12 protein-coding genes are annotated in these 16,366 nt (G+C 51.9%); 9 read left to right on the top strand and 3 right to left on the bottom strand.

Annotation, left to right across the window (positions count from 1 at the left end; all coding sequences use genetic code 11):
* Nucleotides 1–74 precede the first annotated feature (74 nt).
* Together asnB and ACYVUV_RS09695 are read left to right on the top strand one after the other, a co-directional pair.
* Nucleotides 75–2,024 carry an asparagine synthase (glutamine-hydrolyzing) gene (asnB, locus tag ACYVUV_RS09700; protein ID WP_439774780.1) on the top strand — a complete coding sequence of 650 codons (1,950 nt, stop codon included), beginning with the start codon at nt 75–77 and terminating at the stop codon, nt 2,022–2,024.
* 33 nt (nt 2,025–2,057) lie between these two features.
* Nucleotides 2,058–3,317, top strand: a complete 1,260-nt coding sequence (locus ACYVUV_RS09695; protein WP_439774779.1) for a carboxylate--amine ligase — start codon at nt 2,058–2,060, stop codon at nt 3,315–3,317.
* A gap of 164 nt (nt 3,318–3,481) precedes the next feature.
* Here the strand turns inward: ACYVUV_RS09695 and ACYVUV_RS09690 are convergent, their stop codons facing one another.
* Together ACYVUV_RS09690 and ACYVUV_RS09685 are read right to left on the bottom strand one after the other, a co-directional pair.
* Entirely contained in the window at nt 3,482–4,015 is a 534-nt protein-coding gene (locus ACYVUV_RS09690; protein ID WP_439774778.1) for a PadR family transcriptional regulator, read from the bottom strand.
* Nucleotides 4,016–4,063: 48 nt separating this feature from the next.
* A complete protein-coding gene (locus ACYVUV_RS09685; RefSeq protein ID WP_274606154.1) occupies nt 4,064–4,600 on the bottom strand; it encodes a phenolic acid decarboxylase in 537 nt (178 codons plus the stop codon).
* Nucleotides 4,601–5,237: 637 nt separating this feature from the next.
* Between ACYVUV_RS09685 and nrdD the strand changes: the two genes are divergently transcribed.
* The 7 genes from nrdD (at nt 5,238) to ACYVUV_RS09650 (ending at nt 13,902) form a co-directional block, all read left to right on the top strand.
* A complete protein-coding gene (gene nrdD, locus ACYVUV_RS09680; protein ID WP_439774777.1) occupies nt 5,238–7,448 on the top strand; it encodes an anaerobic ribonucleoside-triphosphate reductase in 2,211 nt (736 codons plus the stop codon).
* A gap of 70 nt (nt 7,449–7,518) precedes the next feature.
* The gene (gene nrdG / locus ACYVUV_RS09675; protein WP_003614463.1) at nt 7,519–8,241 is read left to right on the top strand and encodes an anaerobic ribonucleoside-triphosphate reductase activating protein; all 723 of its coding nucleotides are present in this window, start codon (nt 7,519–7,521) and stop codon (nt 8,239–8,241) included.
* A gap of 18 nt (nt 8,242–8,259) precedes the next feature.
* Nucleotides 8,260–8,817, top strand: a complete 558-nt coding sequence (locus ACYVUV_RS09670) for an iron-sulfur cluster assembly protein (protein WP_439774776.1) — start codon at nt 8,260–8,262, stop codon at nt 8,815–8,817.
* A complete protein-coding gene (locus ACYVUV_RS09665) occupies nt 8,817–10,133 on the top strand; it encodes a DUF438 domain-containing protein (protein WP_439774775.1) in 1,317 nt (438 codons plus the stop codon). Before ACYVUV_RS09670 ends, ACYVUV_RS09665 begins: the two co-directional genes overlap by 1 nt.
* Before the next feature lie 105 nt (nt 10,134–10,238).
* On the top strand, nt 10,239–11,459 hold the full coding sequence (locus ACYVUV_RS09660) for an MDR family MFS transporter (RefSeq protein WP_484499290.1): 1,221 nt from the start codon (nt 10,239–10,241) through the stop codon (nt 11,457–11,459).
* A gap of 127 nt (nt 11,460–11,586) precedes the next feature.
* The gene (locus ACYVUV_RS09655; protein ID WP_439776261.1) at nt 11,587–11,925 is read left to right on the top strand and encodes a glutaredoxin; all 339 of its coding nucleotides are present in this window, start codon (nt 11,587–11,589) and stop codon (nt 11,923–11,925) included.
* A gap of 24 nt (nt 11,926–11,949) precedes the next feature.
* Nucleotides 11,950–13,902 (top strand): M13 family metallopeptidase, encoded by a 1,953-nt coding sequence (locus ACYVUV_RS09650; RefSeq protein ID WP_439776262.1) that lies wholly within the window; start codon nt 11,950–11,952, stop codon nt 13,900–13,902.
* A 306-nt stretch (nt 13,903–14,208) separates the two neighbouring features.
* Here the strand turns inward: ACYVUV_RS09650 and ACYVUV_RS09645 are convergent, their stop codons facing one another.
* Nucleotides 14,209–16,269, bottom strand: coding sequence for a KUP/HAK/KT family potassium transporter (locus ACYVUV_RS09645; protein ID WP_439776263.1), 2,061 nt, complete (start codon nt 16,267–16,269; stop codon nt 14,209–14,211).
* Nucleotides 16,270–16,366 lie beyond the last annotated feature (97 nt).

The following is a 16,366-nucleotide window of genomic DNA, read 5'->3' as shown; positions in this document are numbered from 1 at the left end:
TAAACATTAGAGCCCTTGTTTTATAATAAGAAGTTGACTTTATAGAAACTAACTAGAATTAAGGAAGAGAAAATATGTGCGGAATTGTCGCCTTTTACGATCCAGAAATCAATGACAAGCAGGCGGCCATCGGCAAGATGATGGCTACCATTGAACACCGGGGACCAAGCAGCGATGGGATGTACACCAACGACAAGGTGGCCCTGGGCTTCAGAAGACTGTCGATTATCGACCTGCGGGGCGGTAGTCAGCCAATCTACAACGAAGACCGCAGCCGGGCGATCATTTTCAACGGGGAAATCTACAACTTCAAGCCTTTGAGAGAAGAACTGATCAAGGCGGGCCACACCTTTACCACCAAGGCCGACACTGAAGTCATCCTGCACGGCTATGAAGAATGGGGGATGGACGGGATCCTCAAGCGGGTCCGGGGGATGTTCGCCTTCATCATCTGGGACGGCAACACCCAGACCATGTACGGGGCCCGGGACTTCTTCGGGATCAAGCCGATGTACTACCAGGACGTGGACGGCCACCTCTTGGTCGGCTCAGAACTGAAGAGCTTTTTGGCCTTCCCTCATTTTAAAAAGGAACTGAACACCGAAGCCGTCAAGCCATACCTGATGAACCAGTACAACGACCTCAAGGAGACCTTCTTCAAGGGCGTCTACCGCTTCCAGCCAGGTCACTGGTTTGAATACAAGGACGGCAAGATGAAGACCCACCAGTACTGGGATGCCGAATACAAGGACAACAACCTTTCCTTTGAAGAAACGGTCAAGAAGATCAACGAAGACTTGAAGGAAACGGTTGACCTTTACCGCAACGCCGACGTTAAGGTCGGGGCCTTCCTCAGCGAAGGGGTTGACTCCAGCTTCTTGACGGCCCTTTTGGACCCGGACGAAGTCTTCTCCATCGGCTTTGACGACAACACCTACGACGAAGCCTCCAAGGCCAAGGCCCTGGCGGACATCAACGGCTGGCACTTCTACGCCGACAAGGTCTACTCAGAAGAAGCCATGCGGGACTTCCCGGAAATGCAGTATCACATGGACGAACCAGACGCCAACCCGTCAATCATTCCTTTGTGGTACCTGTGCAAACTGGCCAGAAAGCACGTGACCGTTGCCCTGTCTGGGGAAGGGGCCGATGAACTTTTTGCCGGCTACGTAAACTACGGGATGCACACCCACAACAATGTCATCAAGGTCTTTACCGACAAGCTGAAGAAGCTGCCAAAGGGCAAGCGGGTCAAGCTGGCTCACAAGATCAAGAAGATGCCGAACTTCCCGGGCAAGGTGCACCTTTACACCAACCTGGCTGAACCAAGTGAATTCTACGTGGGCCAGTCAGTCATCTACGACATGGACTACCCGACCATCTTCACTTCCAAGGATGCTAACGCCGTCTTGCAGCCAAGCTACCGGAACAAATTGACGGTCAACGGCAACTACCAGGAAGACTTCAAGAAGGTCAAGGACCTGGACAATGTCAAGCAGATGCAGTACATTGACCTGCACCACTTCATGCTCAACGACATCGAGCAGAAGGCCGACAAGATTTCCATGGCCCACTCCCTGGAACTCCGGGTGCCTTACCTGGACGTGAAGATTGCCGAACTGGCCAACTCCATTCCAAGCAAGTACCTGGTCAACAAGTACGACACCAAGTATGCCCTGCGCAAGGCCTCAGAACAGGTTCTGCCGGATGAATGGGCCAAGCGGCCGAAGCTGGGCTTCCCGACGCCAATCAAGCAGTGGCTGCAGGAAGAGCGTTTCTACAAGCAGGTCAGAGACCTCTTCAGCGAAGATTTCGTCAATGATATTTTTGAACAAAAGAAGATCCTGGACCTGCTGGACGAGAACTACAATGGGGACGGTTCTCACCGCCGGCAGATCTGGGCAATTTACACCTTCCTGGTTTGGTACAAGCTCTTCTTCGTTGACTACGAGGGAACTGTGCGCAAGTACCAACACGTGCAGCCAGAAGTGGCCAGCCTGATTGCTCAAGGCAAGCTGCTCTAATCCAAAAAGAAGAGAGAGAGAATTTAATTACTAATGGCTAAATTTACACCAATTTTGCTGGGCAGCGACATCAACGTCTATGGGATGGCGCGGTCTTTTAACGAAGCTTACGGCATCAAGGTCCAGGCTTGGGCGGCAACGCAATTGGCGGCAACCCGCTACTCCAAGATCGTGGACGTTGAAGTGCACCCTGGTTTTTCCGAAGACCCGGGCTTCATGGAAGTCATGCAGGAAAAAATCAAGGAATACCAGAATCATGAAGAGCCAGTCATTCTGATTGCCTGTGGGGACGGCTACGCGGAACTGCTGGCTAAGCACAAGCAAGAGCTGGAAGGGACCTTCGTTGTTCCTTACATCGACTACCAGCTTTTGGAAAAGCTGATCTCCAAGGAAGGCTTCTACGAGGTCTGTGAAGAATACGGCCTGCCTTACCCGAAGACCAAGATCATCAAGCTGGCTGACTACCAGGACGGCTCATACGCCGACGTGCCTTTTGCCTTTCCGGTTGCCTTAAAGCCGGAAGACCCGGTTTCTTGGCTGGACGTCCAGTTTGAAGGTCGGAAGAAGGCTTTTGTCATCAAGGACCTGGATGAATTCAAGGACATCGTGGGCAAGATCTACACCAACGGCTACAAGGAAGACTTGATCCTGCAGGACTTCATCCCGGGCGATGACTCCAACATGCGGGTCTTGAACGCCTATGTGGACAAGCACCACCAGGTTAAGATGATGTGCCTGGGCCACCCGCTCTTGGAAGACCCGACTCCGCAGTCAATCGGGAATTACATGGCTATTTTGCCGGCCTATGATGAAAAGCTCTACGAGACCGTCCAGACCTTCCTAGAGAAGATCAACTATGTCGGCATGGCCAACTTCGACATCAAGTACGATGCCCGCGACGGCCAGTACAAGTTCTTTGAAATCAACCTCCGCCAGGGCCGGTCCAGCTTTTACGTGACCTTGAACGGTTACAACCTGGCCAAGTGGTACGTGGAAGACTACGCTGAAGACTCCTTGGCCGGCCAGGAGACCGTCTACGCTAACAAGCTGGAAAGCAGCCACATGCTTTGGCTGGGCGTGCCGGAGAAGATCTTCAAGGAGTACGCCGTTGACAACGAGGCCAAGCAGGCGGCCTTGAAATTGATCGATGCCGGCCAGGTAGGGACGACCGTCTTCTACGACCAGGACAGCTCCTTTAAGCGCTGGCTTTTGATGAAGTACATGTTCCACAACTACTACAAGCGCTTCAAGACCTACTTCCAGGTCAACAAGGGCCAGTACTTCGACAAATAAGAAATGATGTTACAAGAGTCTGGAGAAAAAGACTCTAACGAATAAAAATATTAGCTGTCCAGCAAGCAAAAAAGGTGAAGCTCGAAATATTACATCGAGTTTCACCTTTTTTATTTATCTAGAGCCTAGTTTTTCCCAGACTCATACCGCGATTGCTCTTTTCATTACCGATTATTCAATTTATCTTCCAACCAGACCAATTGATTTTCTTGCCGGCTGATCGCGCGAGTTAAAATCAAATAATGTCCATATTGTTGATCAATCTGTTCTTGGCTGCTGAATAATGCTTGCTGACGCTTGCGCAGATGATTAAGACTGTCGCTGACCAATTGAATCTGGTGGTCAAACAGTTTTTCTAGTCTCGGATCATTACAGTCATTGATGAAAAATATCTTTAAGGAAAATAGGTCTTTGGATACCGGCAACTTATCAACAGGTTCCATCAACCAACTATTAATAACTTCATAACCTTTAGCTGTTAAATGATAATGTATCTCTTTATCATTACCTTTCATTGAATAGCTTTCAATCCAATGATCTTGTTCCATGCGTTTTAGCTCTGGATAAACCTGACTATGTGATGATTGCCAGAATTCTCCAATGTCAAAGCGAAACTCATCCATAATCTGCTTTCCGGTACAGTCCTTATTAAGCAGAATCCCCATAATAACATAAGGGAGTATCCTTTTTTGCGGCATTTTGCAGCATCCTTTCCGATCTGATTCTGCAAAATATTATATAACAAGCTATTTAGCCAAGCGATGATAATTTTCATCAAAGAAGCTACCATTGCGGATATCGTCGGTCATACCGGCATAAGGAGCTTCGTTGATAACTTCATCATTATCTTGACCAGCATCGCCCATATAGGTAATTGTTGCAAATTCAGGAACCACCAATTTTGGATAAGTCTCATACTTTTCACGTGATTCATGCATTAAATCAATATGTTCATTTTGGAAGCAGACCGTAATCTCTGGATGTTCTTGTACCCATTTTGGAAAGAAGATCGTACCGTTAAGCTTATGTTCATTAGGAACGAAATCCAAGGCAACATCGGTTCCCGTTGGCTCGGTCCAAGCAACTTTATAAATGCCCTCAGTTAATTGATGAATATGCGCAGGCTGATCCTTAACCCAACGTCCAGCAACCATTCCGCCATGAATTCGATAATCGACCGTGTGATCATTCTTAGCGTACCACTCATATTCCCAGCCATTATCATACGTATAAATGAAATGCGTTCCTAAAAAGTCATCCAATGTTTTGAATTGCTTGTCCATGTGATTTAAATTTGCCATAATTATTTTCCACCTTTCATAAATGTTGTTATCGACATAAAACAGATTATCACTTTATGTCGTTATTGTCAAATATTGCCACTTAAAAAAGATTGCCCGCCAGTCTCAAAAAATTTGAGGATGAGGGTACTATACAAAAAAATAGTCTATACGGACTCACTGCGAAAGTCTCCCGCGGTGAGAGACTTTCGTTTGCTAATCGACTGTGTTGAAATATCTAAGACTCTGCTGGCTCAGTTGGCGAAACATAGAACAGTTGTATTCTGGAATTTCTTGATTTTCTCTAGACGTTTTTTTATCTTTTTGAAATTTTCGAAGGACTTTGGCAAAAGGACAAAAATATTTGTCCGAACAAAATATTCTTTTTTTAAAAATATACGGGCCCAAAGTCCCGTGGCAACTGAATTCTGCTCTGTCATTTAACACAAATGCGTCTTTGTATAGACCACAAGATCTGGTATTTTGTGCTATGCTTATCTCATAAACAAAACAAGATGTGGTGGTTATCCACACTTAATCCACAAGATAGTCTACTGCTTGTGGGTAACTCGCTTAACCGGCCCCAGGGGCTGGATGTAAAAAATGTAAAGTATTTTTGAGAGATAAGAGGTTGATTGTCATGTTAAAGCCAGCAGCAGAAGCCGTGAGCCTGGATTTTGCCAATGCGCCAAAGAAGTTCATCAAGCGCGACGGTGCCCCATTTAAATTTGAGCAGTTCAAGCTGGAAATGGTTCTGGACGAACTTGGCCTGGAAGACAGCGAAATCAAGGCTGCCGTTTTGAGCAAGGTTTACGCCAAGCTGGCCGCCTACACGGTTGATGCCGTACAGGTCCACGATGCTTTTAAAGCCAGCTTGAATGAGCTGGGCTACTTGAATGAAGCCAAGGAATACGAAGCCAAGCGGCAGGAAGACGAAGCTGAATGGCGGGCGGAAACTGACACCAAGCAGCGCCTGGCCAAGCTGGTCGACAAGGACCCAAGCATCGTCCACGAAAATGCCAACAAGGACTCTGACGTTTTTGCCACCCAGCGTGACCTGACTGCCGGGACTGTGGGCAAGACGGTTGGTTTGACCTTGATGCCTCAGCACATCGCCAAGGCCCACCTGCGCGGGGACATCCACTGGCACGACCTGGACTACACGCCCCTTTCACCAATGTCCAACTGCTGTCTGATCGACTTTGACTACATGCTCAACCACGGCTTCAAGATCGGCAATGCCTTCGTGGAAGTGCCGAACTCCATCCGGGTGGCCACCAGCCAGGTAGCTCAGATCATCACCAGCGTGGCTTCCAGCCAATACGGCGGCTGCTCCTTTGACCGCTGCGACGAAGTTCTGGCGCCTTTTGCCGAAAAGAACTACGAAAAGCACCTGGAAGAAGGGCGCGAATTTATCGACGACGAAGACAAGGTGCAGGCTTTTGCCAAGAAGCGGACCCAAAAGGACATCTACGACGCTATGCAGAGCCTGGAATACGAGATCAACACCATGTTCTCCAGCCAGGGGCAGACGCCTTTTACCACCTTGGGCTTCGGTCTGGGGACCAACTGGATTGAAAAGGAAATCCAAAAGGACATCCTGAAGGTCCGCATCGAAGGCCTGGGCCGGGAACACCGGACGGCCATCTTCCCGAAGCTGGTCTTCACTTTGAAGAAGGGGCTGAACCTGCACCCAGGCGACCCGAACTACGACGTTAAGGAATTGGCCCTGGAATGTGCTACCAAGCGGATGTACCCGGACGTTTTGAGCTATGACAAGATCATCGACATCACCGGCTCCTTCAAGGCCCCAATGGGCTGCCGGTCCTTCCTGCAGGGCTGGAAGGATGAAAATGGCCAGGAAGTCAACTCCGGGCGGATGAACCTGGGCGTGGTTACCTTGAACCTGCCAAGAATCGCCATGGAAAGCCAGGGCGACATGGACCGCTTCTGGGAAATCTTCAATGACCGCCTGGAACTGGGCCGGCAAGCCTGCGAATACAAGGCCAAGAAGGTTACTGAAGCTAAGCCGGTCAACGCTCCGACCCTGTACGAATACGGTGCCTTTGGCAAAGGTGTTGGCGATGACGGTGACGTCAACGACTTCTTCAAGAACGGCCGGGCCACGGTTTCCCTGGGCTACATCGGCCTTTACGAAGTCGGCACGGTCTTCTACGGGCCAAACTGGGAAAAGAACCCGGAAGCCAAGGCCTTCACTTTGGAAGTGGTCAAGAAGCTGCACGATGCCTGCGCCAAGTGGGAAAAGGAAGACCCGAACCACTACCACTACAGCGTCTACTCCACGCCAAGCGAAAGTCTGACTGACCGCTTCTGCCGCCTGGACACGGAAAAGTTCGGCAAGGTCAAGGACATCACGGACAAGGAATACTACACCAACTCCTTCCACTACGATGTCCGCAAGCACCCGACCCCATTTGAAAAGCTGGACTTTGAAAAGGACTACCCATACTACGCTGCTGGTGGCTTCATCCACTACTGCGAATACCCGAACCTGAAGCAAAACCCGGCCGCCCTGGAAGCTGTCTGGGACTGGGCCTACGACAGAGTCGGCTACCTGGGTACCAACACGCCAATCGACAAGTGCTACGAATGCGGCTTTGCCGGCGAGTTCAAGTCAACCGCCAAGGGCTTTGAATGCCCGCAATGCGGCAACCACAACCCGGAAACCTGTGACTGCGTCAAGCGGACCTGCGGCTACCTGGGCAATCCTTTGAAGCGGCCAATGGTTCACGGCCGGCACGAAGAAATCGCCCACCGGGCCAAGCACATGAGCTTGGGCATGGTCAGCGAGGAAGCCAGCCTGGAAAAGCAGAAGAACAGCCAATACTAAACGAAAAGAATTATACTAATAGGCAGGAATCTTTCCTGCCTATTTTTTATCGAGAGCAAAGGAGAAGCAGATGCCAGAGAAAGACAAGAATCAGCAAGAAGGCCCTGACGTCCGGGACAACCTGATCCGGATCAGCGTCGGCGGGGAAACGGTCTTTGTGGACGCCAACCAGTACAAGGCTAAAAATGCCGGCCAGACGGCCAAGCCCCGGAAGATGAAGCGCCAGCCCAAGAATCCCAAGCCGGGCGAATGGATCTCAGAAGACTACAGCAAGCACAAGATTGCTGACTACAAGCCCTTCAACTTCGTTGACGGGGAAGGGGTCCGCTGCTCCTTGTACGTGTCCGGCTGCCTCTTTGACTGCCCGGGCTGCTACAACCTGGCCGCCCAGAACTTCAACTACGGCCGGCCTTACACCCAGGAATTGGAAGATCAGATCATTGCAGACATCGGCCAGTCCTATGTCCAAGGGCTGACCTTGCTTGGCGGGGAACCCTTTTTGAACACCTGGGTCTGCAACCGGATCATTGACCGGGTCCGGGCTGAATACGGCCACAGCAAGGACATCTGGTCCTGGTCCGGCTATACCTGGGAGGAACTCTTAAAGGAGACGCCGGACAAGGTGGAAATGCTCAAGAAGCTGGACATCCTGGTCGACGGCCGCTTCATGGACAACTTGAAGGACCTGACCCTGCAGTTCAGAGGGTCCAGCAACCAGCGGATCATCGACGTGCAGAAGTCCCTCAAGACCCCGGACCTGCACCCGGTCATCTGGGACAAGCTGCAGAGATAGTTTTTTAGCGAGGAAAAAATGGACGAAGAAAAACGCGCTTTGGTTAACCAGGTTATCGGCCAGCTGCAGACCGTCATCGATCCGGAGCTCCTGGTCAATGTGGTCGACCTGGGCCTTATCTACGGAGTCGACATCGATGATGAGGGCAACTGCCTGGTGACCATGACCTTGACGACGGCCGGCTGCCCCTTAAACGACTACCTCAACCGGGAAATCCGCCAGGCCGTAGGCCAGCTGGACGCCATCAAGCAGGTGGACATCAAGCTGGTCTGGTACCCGGTCTGGACCCCGGACCGCTTAAGCGAGCAAGCGAAAAAGCAGCTGGGCATCAAGGAAGAGCCGGCTCCGGCGGCTAAGGAGATCAACCTCCACCAGCCGATCAAGACTTTCGCTGACCAGTATCCGGAATTTATTGAGGACATGGCTGAGATTGGCTTCAACCGGATCAAGATTCCAGGCATGCTGGACACGGTGGGCCGGCTGATGACCCTGCCAATGGGTTGCCGGGCCATGGGCTTTGACTTGGAAGAGGTCAAGGAGAAGCTGCGCTTGAAGGGATACGAGGTGACTGAGTAATGACCATGTCTTTAAAAGAGCGGCAGGAGAAGCTGCTGGAGATCTTGCGCCTTTTGCAGGAAAAAGGGGACTTTGACCAGGCCAAGGCTATGTTCAATGAAGCTTTTTCCTCAGTCTCGGTCAAGGAAATCACGGAAGCTGAGCGGGCCTTGATCGCCGGCGGCCTCAACCCCCAGGAAATCCAGAACTTGTGCACGGTTCACGCGGAAGTCTTCCGGGGGTCGATCGGCGAGCAGGAAGTGGGGGATGCCTTTGCCCGGCCCGGCCACCCGGTCCAGACCTTGAAGCAGGAGAATGTCGTTTTGACCTCTTTGGTCAACGATGCCCTTTTGCCGGATCTGGCCAAGTATGAAGAGAAGGAAGAGCCGGAACTTTTGGCAAAAATCAAGCAGGAGCTGGCTGACCTGGCCCAAGTGGACAAGCACTACACCAGAAAAGAAATCTCCATGTTTCCCTTGATGACCAAGTACGGCATTACCGCCCCGCCCCAGGTCATGTGGGGGGTAGACGACGACATCCGGGGCTGGATCAAGGAGGCCCGGCAGGCGGCGGAAGCAGGTGATCCAAAATTTTTGGCCAAAAAGGTCAAACAGGCGGCTAAGGAAGTCACCGAAATGATCTTTAAGGAAGAGGCAATCATGCTGCCGCTCTTGACAGAAGTGGCGACGCCGGCCGATTGGCTCAGAGTCAAGGAAGACGAGGTCCGGGTAGGCTACTGCCTAATCCCTGATCCGCCAGCCTGGCGGCCGTCGGCTGCTGAACTTGCTGAGAAAAAGGAAGCTGACCCGGCAGCGATCGCCAAATGGAACGACCAGATCGGGGCTTTTGCCGGCCAGCTGGGCGGCAATGAAGCCGAAAACTACCAAAAGATGGTTGAGGTCAGCCGGCCGGAAGAAAAAGACCGGCCGGCCTTGACTGACTCTTTCATTGAGTTCGCGGAAGGCGGCCTCAGCTATGAGCAGCTTTCTGCCGTCCTGGATCTTTTGCCCCTGGACCTGGTCTTTGTGGACAAGGACGATGTCATCCGCTACTTTGGCGGCAGCTGCGGCTTTTATCCCCACTCTAAAAATGACCTGGGGATGAACCTTTTTAGCATTCACATGCCAAAAAGCGTGCCTAAGGTCAAGGCCATCGTGGACGACCTCAGAAGCGGGAGAAAAGACAAGCATGCCTTCTGGTTTGAAGTCCGGGGCCGCTTTGTCTACATCCAATACTTGGCGGTCAGAAATAAGGCCGGGGAGTATCTGGGCGTTTTGGAAGTCCTGCAGGATATTACCGACCTGCGCGCCTTGCAAGGAAAGAAGAAAGAGTTGTAGAATTGTAATAAAGAGAGAAGCCATGACTTGCTGAGTCGTGGTTTTCTTATTGCCTGGAGAATTTTTACTGTTATTTTTTGCTGAATGTAGGGAGGTAATGGAAAAATGAAAACTAAACACGGACAGAGCCAGTTGCCGGAAATCGCGCTGCCCTGGCTGGTCGTGGCCGAACTGGCTACTTGGATCGGGGCCAGCTTCATTTGGCCACTGACTTCCGTTTACTTGAACAAGCGGCTGGGGATCAGCCTGTCGGTAATCGGGATCGTCCTCTTCTGCAACTGCGCGGCCAACATGTTGGGGTCAACCATCAGCGGCCGGCTCTTTGACCGCCTTAACCCTTATCCTTTGATCACGGGCGGGATGCTGCTGGATGCTTTGGTTCTTTTAGCCATGGCCTTCTTCCACGGCTGGCCGATCTACTGGTTCTGGCTGATCTGTACGGGCTTTTTAGGGGGCTGGAACGGGGCCCTGGTCAATTCCATCGCCACCAGCCTGCGCAAGTATCCTGGCCGCTATGTCTTCAACATTCTTTACTTCTCCCAGAACCTTGGGGTGGTTATCGGGACCTTGATCGTCGGCTACCTCTATGACTATTCAATTGAGCTGCTCTTTATCATTGCCAGCTGCCTGTTCCTGATCGGGGCCTTGGTTGCCTTTTTCAAGTTCAAGCCAATCGTGGCCTACCATGCTCGCCGGCTGGAACAAAAGGAGACCGGCCAGGCGCCGCTGAAGGCGGAAAAGATGCCGAAGGCCAACTTCTGGATGACCATGGGCTTCTTCATCACCTTGGGGGTGACCTGGCTGATGTACATGAACTGGGAGTCCAACCTGTCCGTCTACATGGTCAGCCTGGGGATTCCTTTCCACCTCTACTCAACCCTGTGGACGATCAACGCCAGCATCATCGTGGTTGTCCAGCTCATCCTGGCCCGCTTCCCGCGGATCTTCAAGAGCATCTACCAGCAGATCTATTTTGGGATTTTCATGTTTGCCGTGTCCTGGCTGACCTTGATTTTTGCCAAGACCTACCCGGGCTTTGTCTTGTCCATGTCGATCTTGACCTTGGGTGAATCAACGGCCTTTTCCGCTATCCCGGCCTATGTCAATGACATGTCGCCGTATTCCAGCAAGGGCAAGTACCAGGGGATGACCCTGGTGGCCAGCGGGGTCGGCCGGGCCTTTGGTCCGCTTTTCGGCGGGACCCTGATCGACCTCTTCGGCTACAAGACCATGTTCGTGGTCGCCAGCTGCGGCATCTTCCTGTGCCTTTTGGCTCTCTTGCCCTTGAGAGCCAAGCTGAAGGACCAGGTGCGGTTCTTCAAGTAGGATATTTTTAGCATTTTTGAAAAATAAGGCAGGTTTTGCCAACCAGCCTTATTTTTTTGCACTTTGATTGAACAGGGAAGCAGTTAATGTGTAAAATAAGAAGATAGTGAGAAAAGGAGGAAAAAACATGCTTAAAGTTTACGGGACAAAGATCTGTCCAGACTGCATCGCCTGTGAGGCCAGTTTTAAAAAGTATGGCATTGACTACGAATTTATCAATATTTTCGCCACCATGCCGGATTTCAAGGAATTTTTGCGCTTGCGGGATGCCAGTCCCGCCTTTGCTCACGCCAAAGAGCAGGGCAACGCGGGGATTCCGGCCTGCGTCAAGGAAGACGGGGAAATTTTTACTGACTGGGAAGGCTTCTTAAAGGACCAGGGCTTAGAGCCAATCTGGCCGGAAGCAGCCGACCAGGCCAAGGCAGAAATCAAGGCCCAGTGCGACCTGCGTCAGCACAACTGCTAGCTGAAAAACAAGGAGGAAAAAATATTGAACAATAAATTTGCCGTCCGCGGCGGCAGTGGCGACACGACCGTTGTTGACAAGACTGCCCGCCCGCAGGACAACCTGTATTTGGCCGTTAACTCTGACTACCTGGCCAAGCTGGAAATCCCGGCTGACCGGTCCCGGATGGGGAGCTTTGACCAAATCGCTGAAAACGTTGAAAAGAGCCTGATGGCTGACTTCGCGGCTTTTGCCAGCGGGGAAAAGGAAGTCCCGGCCGTGCCGAACCTGGCCAAGGCTGTTGAACTCTACAAGCTGGCCAAGGACTTTGACAAGCGGAACGCTGACGGGGCCAAGCCAATCCAGGCTGACTTAAAGAAGCTGGAAGGTCTGGAGGATTGGGCTGACCTGCAAGGCGCGGCAGCTGATTTGGCCAAGGAAGGCTTTGACCTGCCATTCTCCTTCTCCGTTGACGCGGACATGAAGAACACCAAGGTCAACACGGTCTACTTCGGCGGTCCCCACATCTTTTTGCCAGACACGACCACTTACGAAAGCCCGGACGCGGAAAAATTGCTGGGCGTTTTAAAAGAGCAATCCCTCAAGCTCTTCCAAATGGCCGGGGTCAGCGAAGAAAAAGCAAACGAATACGTGGACGGGGCCCTGGCTTACGACCAGCGCCTGGCCAAGGTGGTTAAGTCCAGCGAAGAATGGGCTGACTACCCGGCTATGTACAACCCGATTTCCCTGGCTGACTTCAAGAGCAAGTTTACCAGCTTTGACATGGGCCAGTTCTTGGAAGAGTTCCTGGGCGAAGAACCAGAAGTTTTGATCAACACTGAGCCCCGCTACCTGGACCAGGCGGAAGGTCTTTTAAACGAAGCAAGCTTCAGCGAAATCAAGGGCTGGATGCTGGTTAAGTTCATCAACGACGTGGCTTCATCCCTGTCCCAAGAATTCAGAGAAGCTGCCTTCCCATTCAGCCAGGCTTTGACCGGCCAGCCGCAACTGGCCAGCGGGATCAAGCAGGCTTACCGGATTGCCAACAGCACTTTCAGTGAAGTTGTCGGCGTCTACTACGGGCAGACCTACTTCGGGGCAGCTGCCAAGGAAGACGTTTTGGGCATGATCAAGCGGATGTTGAAGGTCTACGAGGACCGACTGGCCAAGAACGACTGGCTCTCCCAGGCGACTAAGGACAAGGCCATCACCAAGCTGCAGGCTTTGATCTTGAAGGTCGGCTATCCGGACAAGATTGAAGACATCTACAACCGCCTCCAGGTTACCCCGGCTTCAGCCGGCGGCAGCCTTTACAGCAACCTGCAGGCCGCCAGCCGGGAAAGCATCAAGTACAGCCTGGAGAAGCTCCACCAGCCGGTTGACCGGACCGTTTGGCTGATGCCAGGCAACTTGGTCAACGCCTGCTACGACCCGCAAAGAAACGACATCACCTTCCCAGCGGCTATCCTGCAGGCACCGTTCTACAGTGCTGACCAGAGCCGGGCAGCCAACTACGGCGGGATCGGGGCCGTGATTGCCCACGAAGTTTCCCACGCCTTCGACAACAACGGGGCCCAGTTCGACGAATTCGGCAACATGAAGAACTGGTGGACCGAAGCTGACTACAAGGAATTTGCTGACCGGACCAAGGCGGAAATCGCCCTTTTTGACGGGCTCAAGTTCGGCCCGACCACTCTTAACGGCAAGCAGATCGTGTCAGAAAACATCGCTGACCAGGGCGGCTTGACCGCGGCCATGACCGCCTGCAAGGAAGAAGGCCAGGGCCTGGAAGACTTCTACGCCAACTGGGCCAGAGTCTGGGCACAAAAGTCCCTGGAAGCAGCCATCAAGATGATCGTTTCAGTTGACGTGCACGCACCGGGCCCGCTGCGGGCAAATGTCCAGGCCCAGTGCCAGGACGAATTCTACGAGACCTTCGACGTCAAGCCAGGCGACGGGATGTATCTGGCTCCGGAAGACCGGGTCAAGATCTGGTAGTTTTTCATAAAATTTCATAAGCAACAAAAAAGCAGTCATTCCATCAATGACTGCTTTTCTGCTGCTGTGTGTTTGTCTAATATATGTGTGTGTAAAAGAGGAAAAGAAAAAGAAAAATTAATTCCTATAGGAGAAGCAATTTCTTGCTTCTGACTATGGTTATATAATAACGGCCCTTTGTAAAAAAGCTGTGATCAATCTGCTTTGCTTCAATGAAAAAAAGTTTGTAATTTTCTAGAGTATTTAAGACTTTCTAAAAGCAAAAACGGCAAGCTTTCGAGCCTTGCCGTTTCTTTATTTGCTTATTTACTTGTTCTTTTCTTTCTTCGTTTTGCCCGCGTTCTTGTTCAGCATGGTCTTGCTGTAGTCGACTGGGGCAACCCGCTTGATTCTTTCAGGCTCTTGCTTGCCCAGGATCAAAGGCACGCGTTCGATAACCGTGTCCGCGAATTCCAGGCCGAACCATTGAGCCGGGTTAGGCGACAGGTTCTGCAGCTGGACCCGGGCCTTGACCAGCCACTTCTTGTAAGAAGACAGGGTGGTCGAAGGTGAGATGACGTCGTTGACGATGACGAACTTGAAGTCGCCGACATCCCGGCCAGGAGTAGTCGTGTATTCCTGTGGCTGGGCCTCGATCGTGTTGTCCTTGATCAAGTCGTGGACGATCTGGCGCAGGTAGACGTTGACGCTGGTTTGCTTCTTGAAACCGAGGTAGAGCTGGATGTTGATCACGTTCTTGGTGCCAAAAGTGTTGACCGCGTATTCAGCGGTAAACGGCTCGTTGGTCACGTTGACCGTGACGAACCAGTAAGCCCGGGCCCGCTTAGGCCGCTTGTCCAGAATTGAGTAGAGGACTTCACGCTTGATGAACTTGTTGTACTTGACGTTGGCCATGTAAACCAAGTTGTCGGCGTAAGTCGGGTAGTTGTCGTCGTGGCTGAGGTCGGTCAGCATGTCCGTGTATTCATCCAAGCGGACATAGGCATTGCCGGCTTCGTTTTGGTCCCGGACCTTGTTGCCGAAGTACCAAACAACCATGACTGAAGCGATCAAGAGGGTGATCAAAAGTGATACGTAACCGCCGTGGGTGAACTTGCTCAGACTTGACCCCATGAAGAGGATGTTGATCGTGCTGAAGAAGATCACGAAGAGCAGGTTGGCCAGGTTGTGGCCCTGCTTGAGCACCAGCCATTCGTAAAGCAGGATAGTGGTCGTCAGCATGGAAATCGTGATTGACAGACCGTAGGCTGCTTCCATGTGGGCTGAGGTTCTGAAGAAGAGAACCAGGGCGATGGTAGTAATGCCCAGCATTCTGTTGATAGCCGGGATGTAGATCTGCCCTCTTTCATCAGATGGGTAGAGGATGTTCATCCGCGGCAGAAACTTCAGGTTGATTGATTCAGCCACCAGGGTGAAGGAACCCGTGATCAAGGCCTGGGAAGCGATGATCGCGGCCAGGGTGGCCAGAACGATTGAGGCCAGCCGGATGTTTTCCGGAATCATGGCGTAGAAGGGGTTGATTTCAGTGGCTGAGTGCATGTTGGTGTTGTTTAAGATCCAAACCCCTTGCCCGAAGTAGTTCAGGGAGAGGCAGACGAAAACAAATGGCCAGGAGCCAATGATGTTCCCCTTGCCGACGTGGCCAACGTCGGAGTAGAGGGCTTCAGCACCAGTAGTGGCCAGGAAGATGGACCCTAAGATCGCGAAGCCCGCCTTGTTGTAAGGACTAAAGAGCAATTTGATCGCGTAGTAAGGGTTCAAGGACTGGAGAATCCACCAGTTGCCGCCGATGTTGATCAAACCCATGGCGCCCAGGAAGGCGAACCAGATAAACATAACCGGGCCGAAAGCCTTCCCGATGATGCTGGTCCCCATCCGCTGGATGGAGAAAAGCACCAGCAAAATAACAATAGTAATGATTAAGACTGTGGTCTGGTTGCTGACCGGGACATTGCCCTTGCCAAATTCCAGGCCCTTCAGCCCTTCAATGGCGGTCGTAACCGTCACGGCAGGAGTCAGAGTCCCGTCGGCCAGGATGGCGGCCCCGCCGATCAAAGCCGGCCAGACCAGCCAGGCAGCCTTCTTTCTGATCAAGGCGTAGAGGGCGAAGATACCACCTTCGCCGTGGTTGGTCGCCTTCAAGGCAATAATCACGGTCTGCACCGTCGTGAGTACAGTCACGGTCCACAGGATCAAGGAAATGGTCCCGATGATCAAGTCGCGGCTGACCGTGTTGATACCGCCGTTGCCGGCGATTACGGATTTCATGACATAGAGGGGACTGGTCCCGATGTCGCCGTAAACAATCCCAATCGCGATCAAGAGGCCGGCGGCCGTCATGCGATTGCGTTTATTTTCTGCTTCCATAGCAATTAAATACTCCTCAAACTTTAAAAAAGCCTGTGATACACTAAAAAACAAATTTAAAGCTGTGCTTAAATTTAACAAGTAAAAAAAGAATGCC

Source organism: Lactobacillus sp. WILCCON 0149 (genome assembly GCF_057197965.1).
This window is presented reverse-complemented; position numbering and strand designations above follow the sequence as displayed.

Bases quoted from the DNA above. Each gene is read 5' to 3' on its own strand.
- ACYVUV_RS09670 (WP_439774776.1), top strand. From the start codon at position 8,260: ATGGACGAAGAAAAACGCGCTTTGGTTAACCAGGTTATCGGCCAGCTG.
- ACYVUV_RS09695 (WP_439774779.1), top strand. From the start codon at position 2,058: ATGGCTAAATTTACACCAATTTTGCTGGGCAGCGACATCAACGTCTAT.
- ACYVUV_RS09655 (WP_439776261.1), top strand. From the start codon at position 11,587: ATGCTTAAAGTTTACGGGACAAAGATCTGTCCAGACTGCATCGCCTGT.
- asnB (WP_439774780.1), top strand. From the start codon at position 75: ATGTGCGGAATTGTCGCCTTTTACGATCCAGAAATCAATGACAAGCAG.
- nrdG (WP_003614463.1), top strand. From the start codon at position 7,519: ATGCCAGAGAAAGACAAGAATCAGCAAGAAGGCCCTGACGTCCGGGAC.
- nrdD (WP_439774777.1), top strand. From the start codon at position 5,238: ATGTTAAAGCCAGCAGCAGAAGCCGTGAGCCTGGATTTTGCCAATGCG.
- ACYVUV_RS09685 (WP_274606154.1), bottom strand. From the start codon at position 4,600: ATGGACAAGCAATTCAAAACATTGGATGACTTTTTAGGAACGCATTTC.
- ACYVUV_RS09690 (WP_439774778.1), bottom strand. From the start codon at position 4,015: ATGCCGCAAAAAAGGATACTCCCTTATGTTATTATGGGGATTCTGCTT.
- ACYVUV_RS09645 (WP_439776263.1), bottom strand. From the start codon at position 16,269: ATGGAAGCAGAAAATAAACGCAATCGCATGACGGCCGCCGGCCTCTTG.
- ACYVUV_RS09660 (WP_484499290.1), top strand. From the start codon at position 10,239: ATGAAAACTAAACACGGACAGAGCCAGTTGCCGGAAATCGCGCTGCCC.
- ACYVUV_RS09665 (WP_439774775.1), top strand. From the start codon at position 8,817: ATGACCATGTCTTTAAAAGAGCGGCAGGAGAAGCTGCTGGAGATCTTG.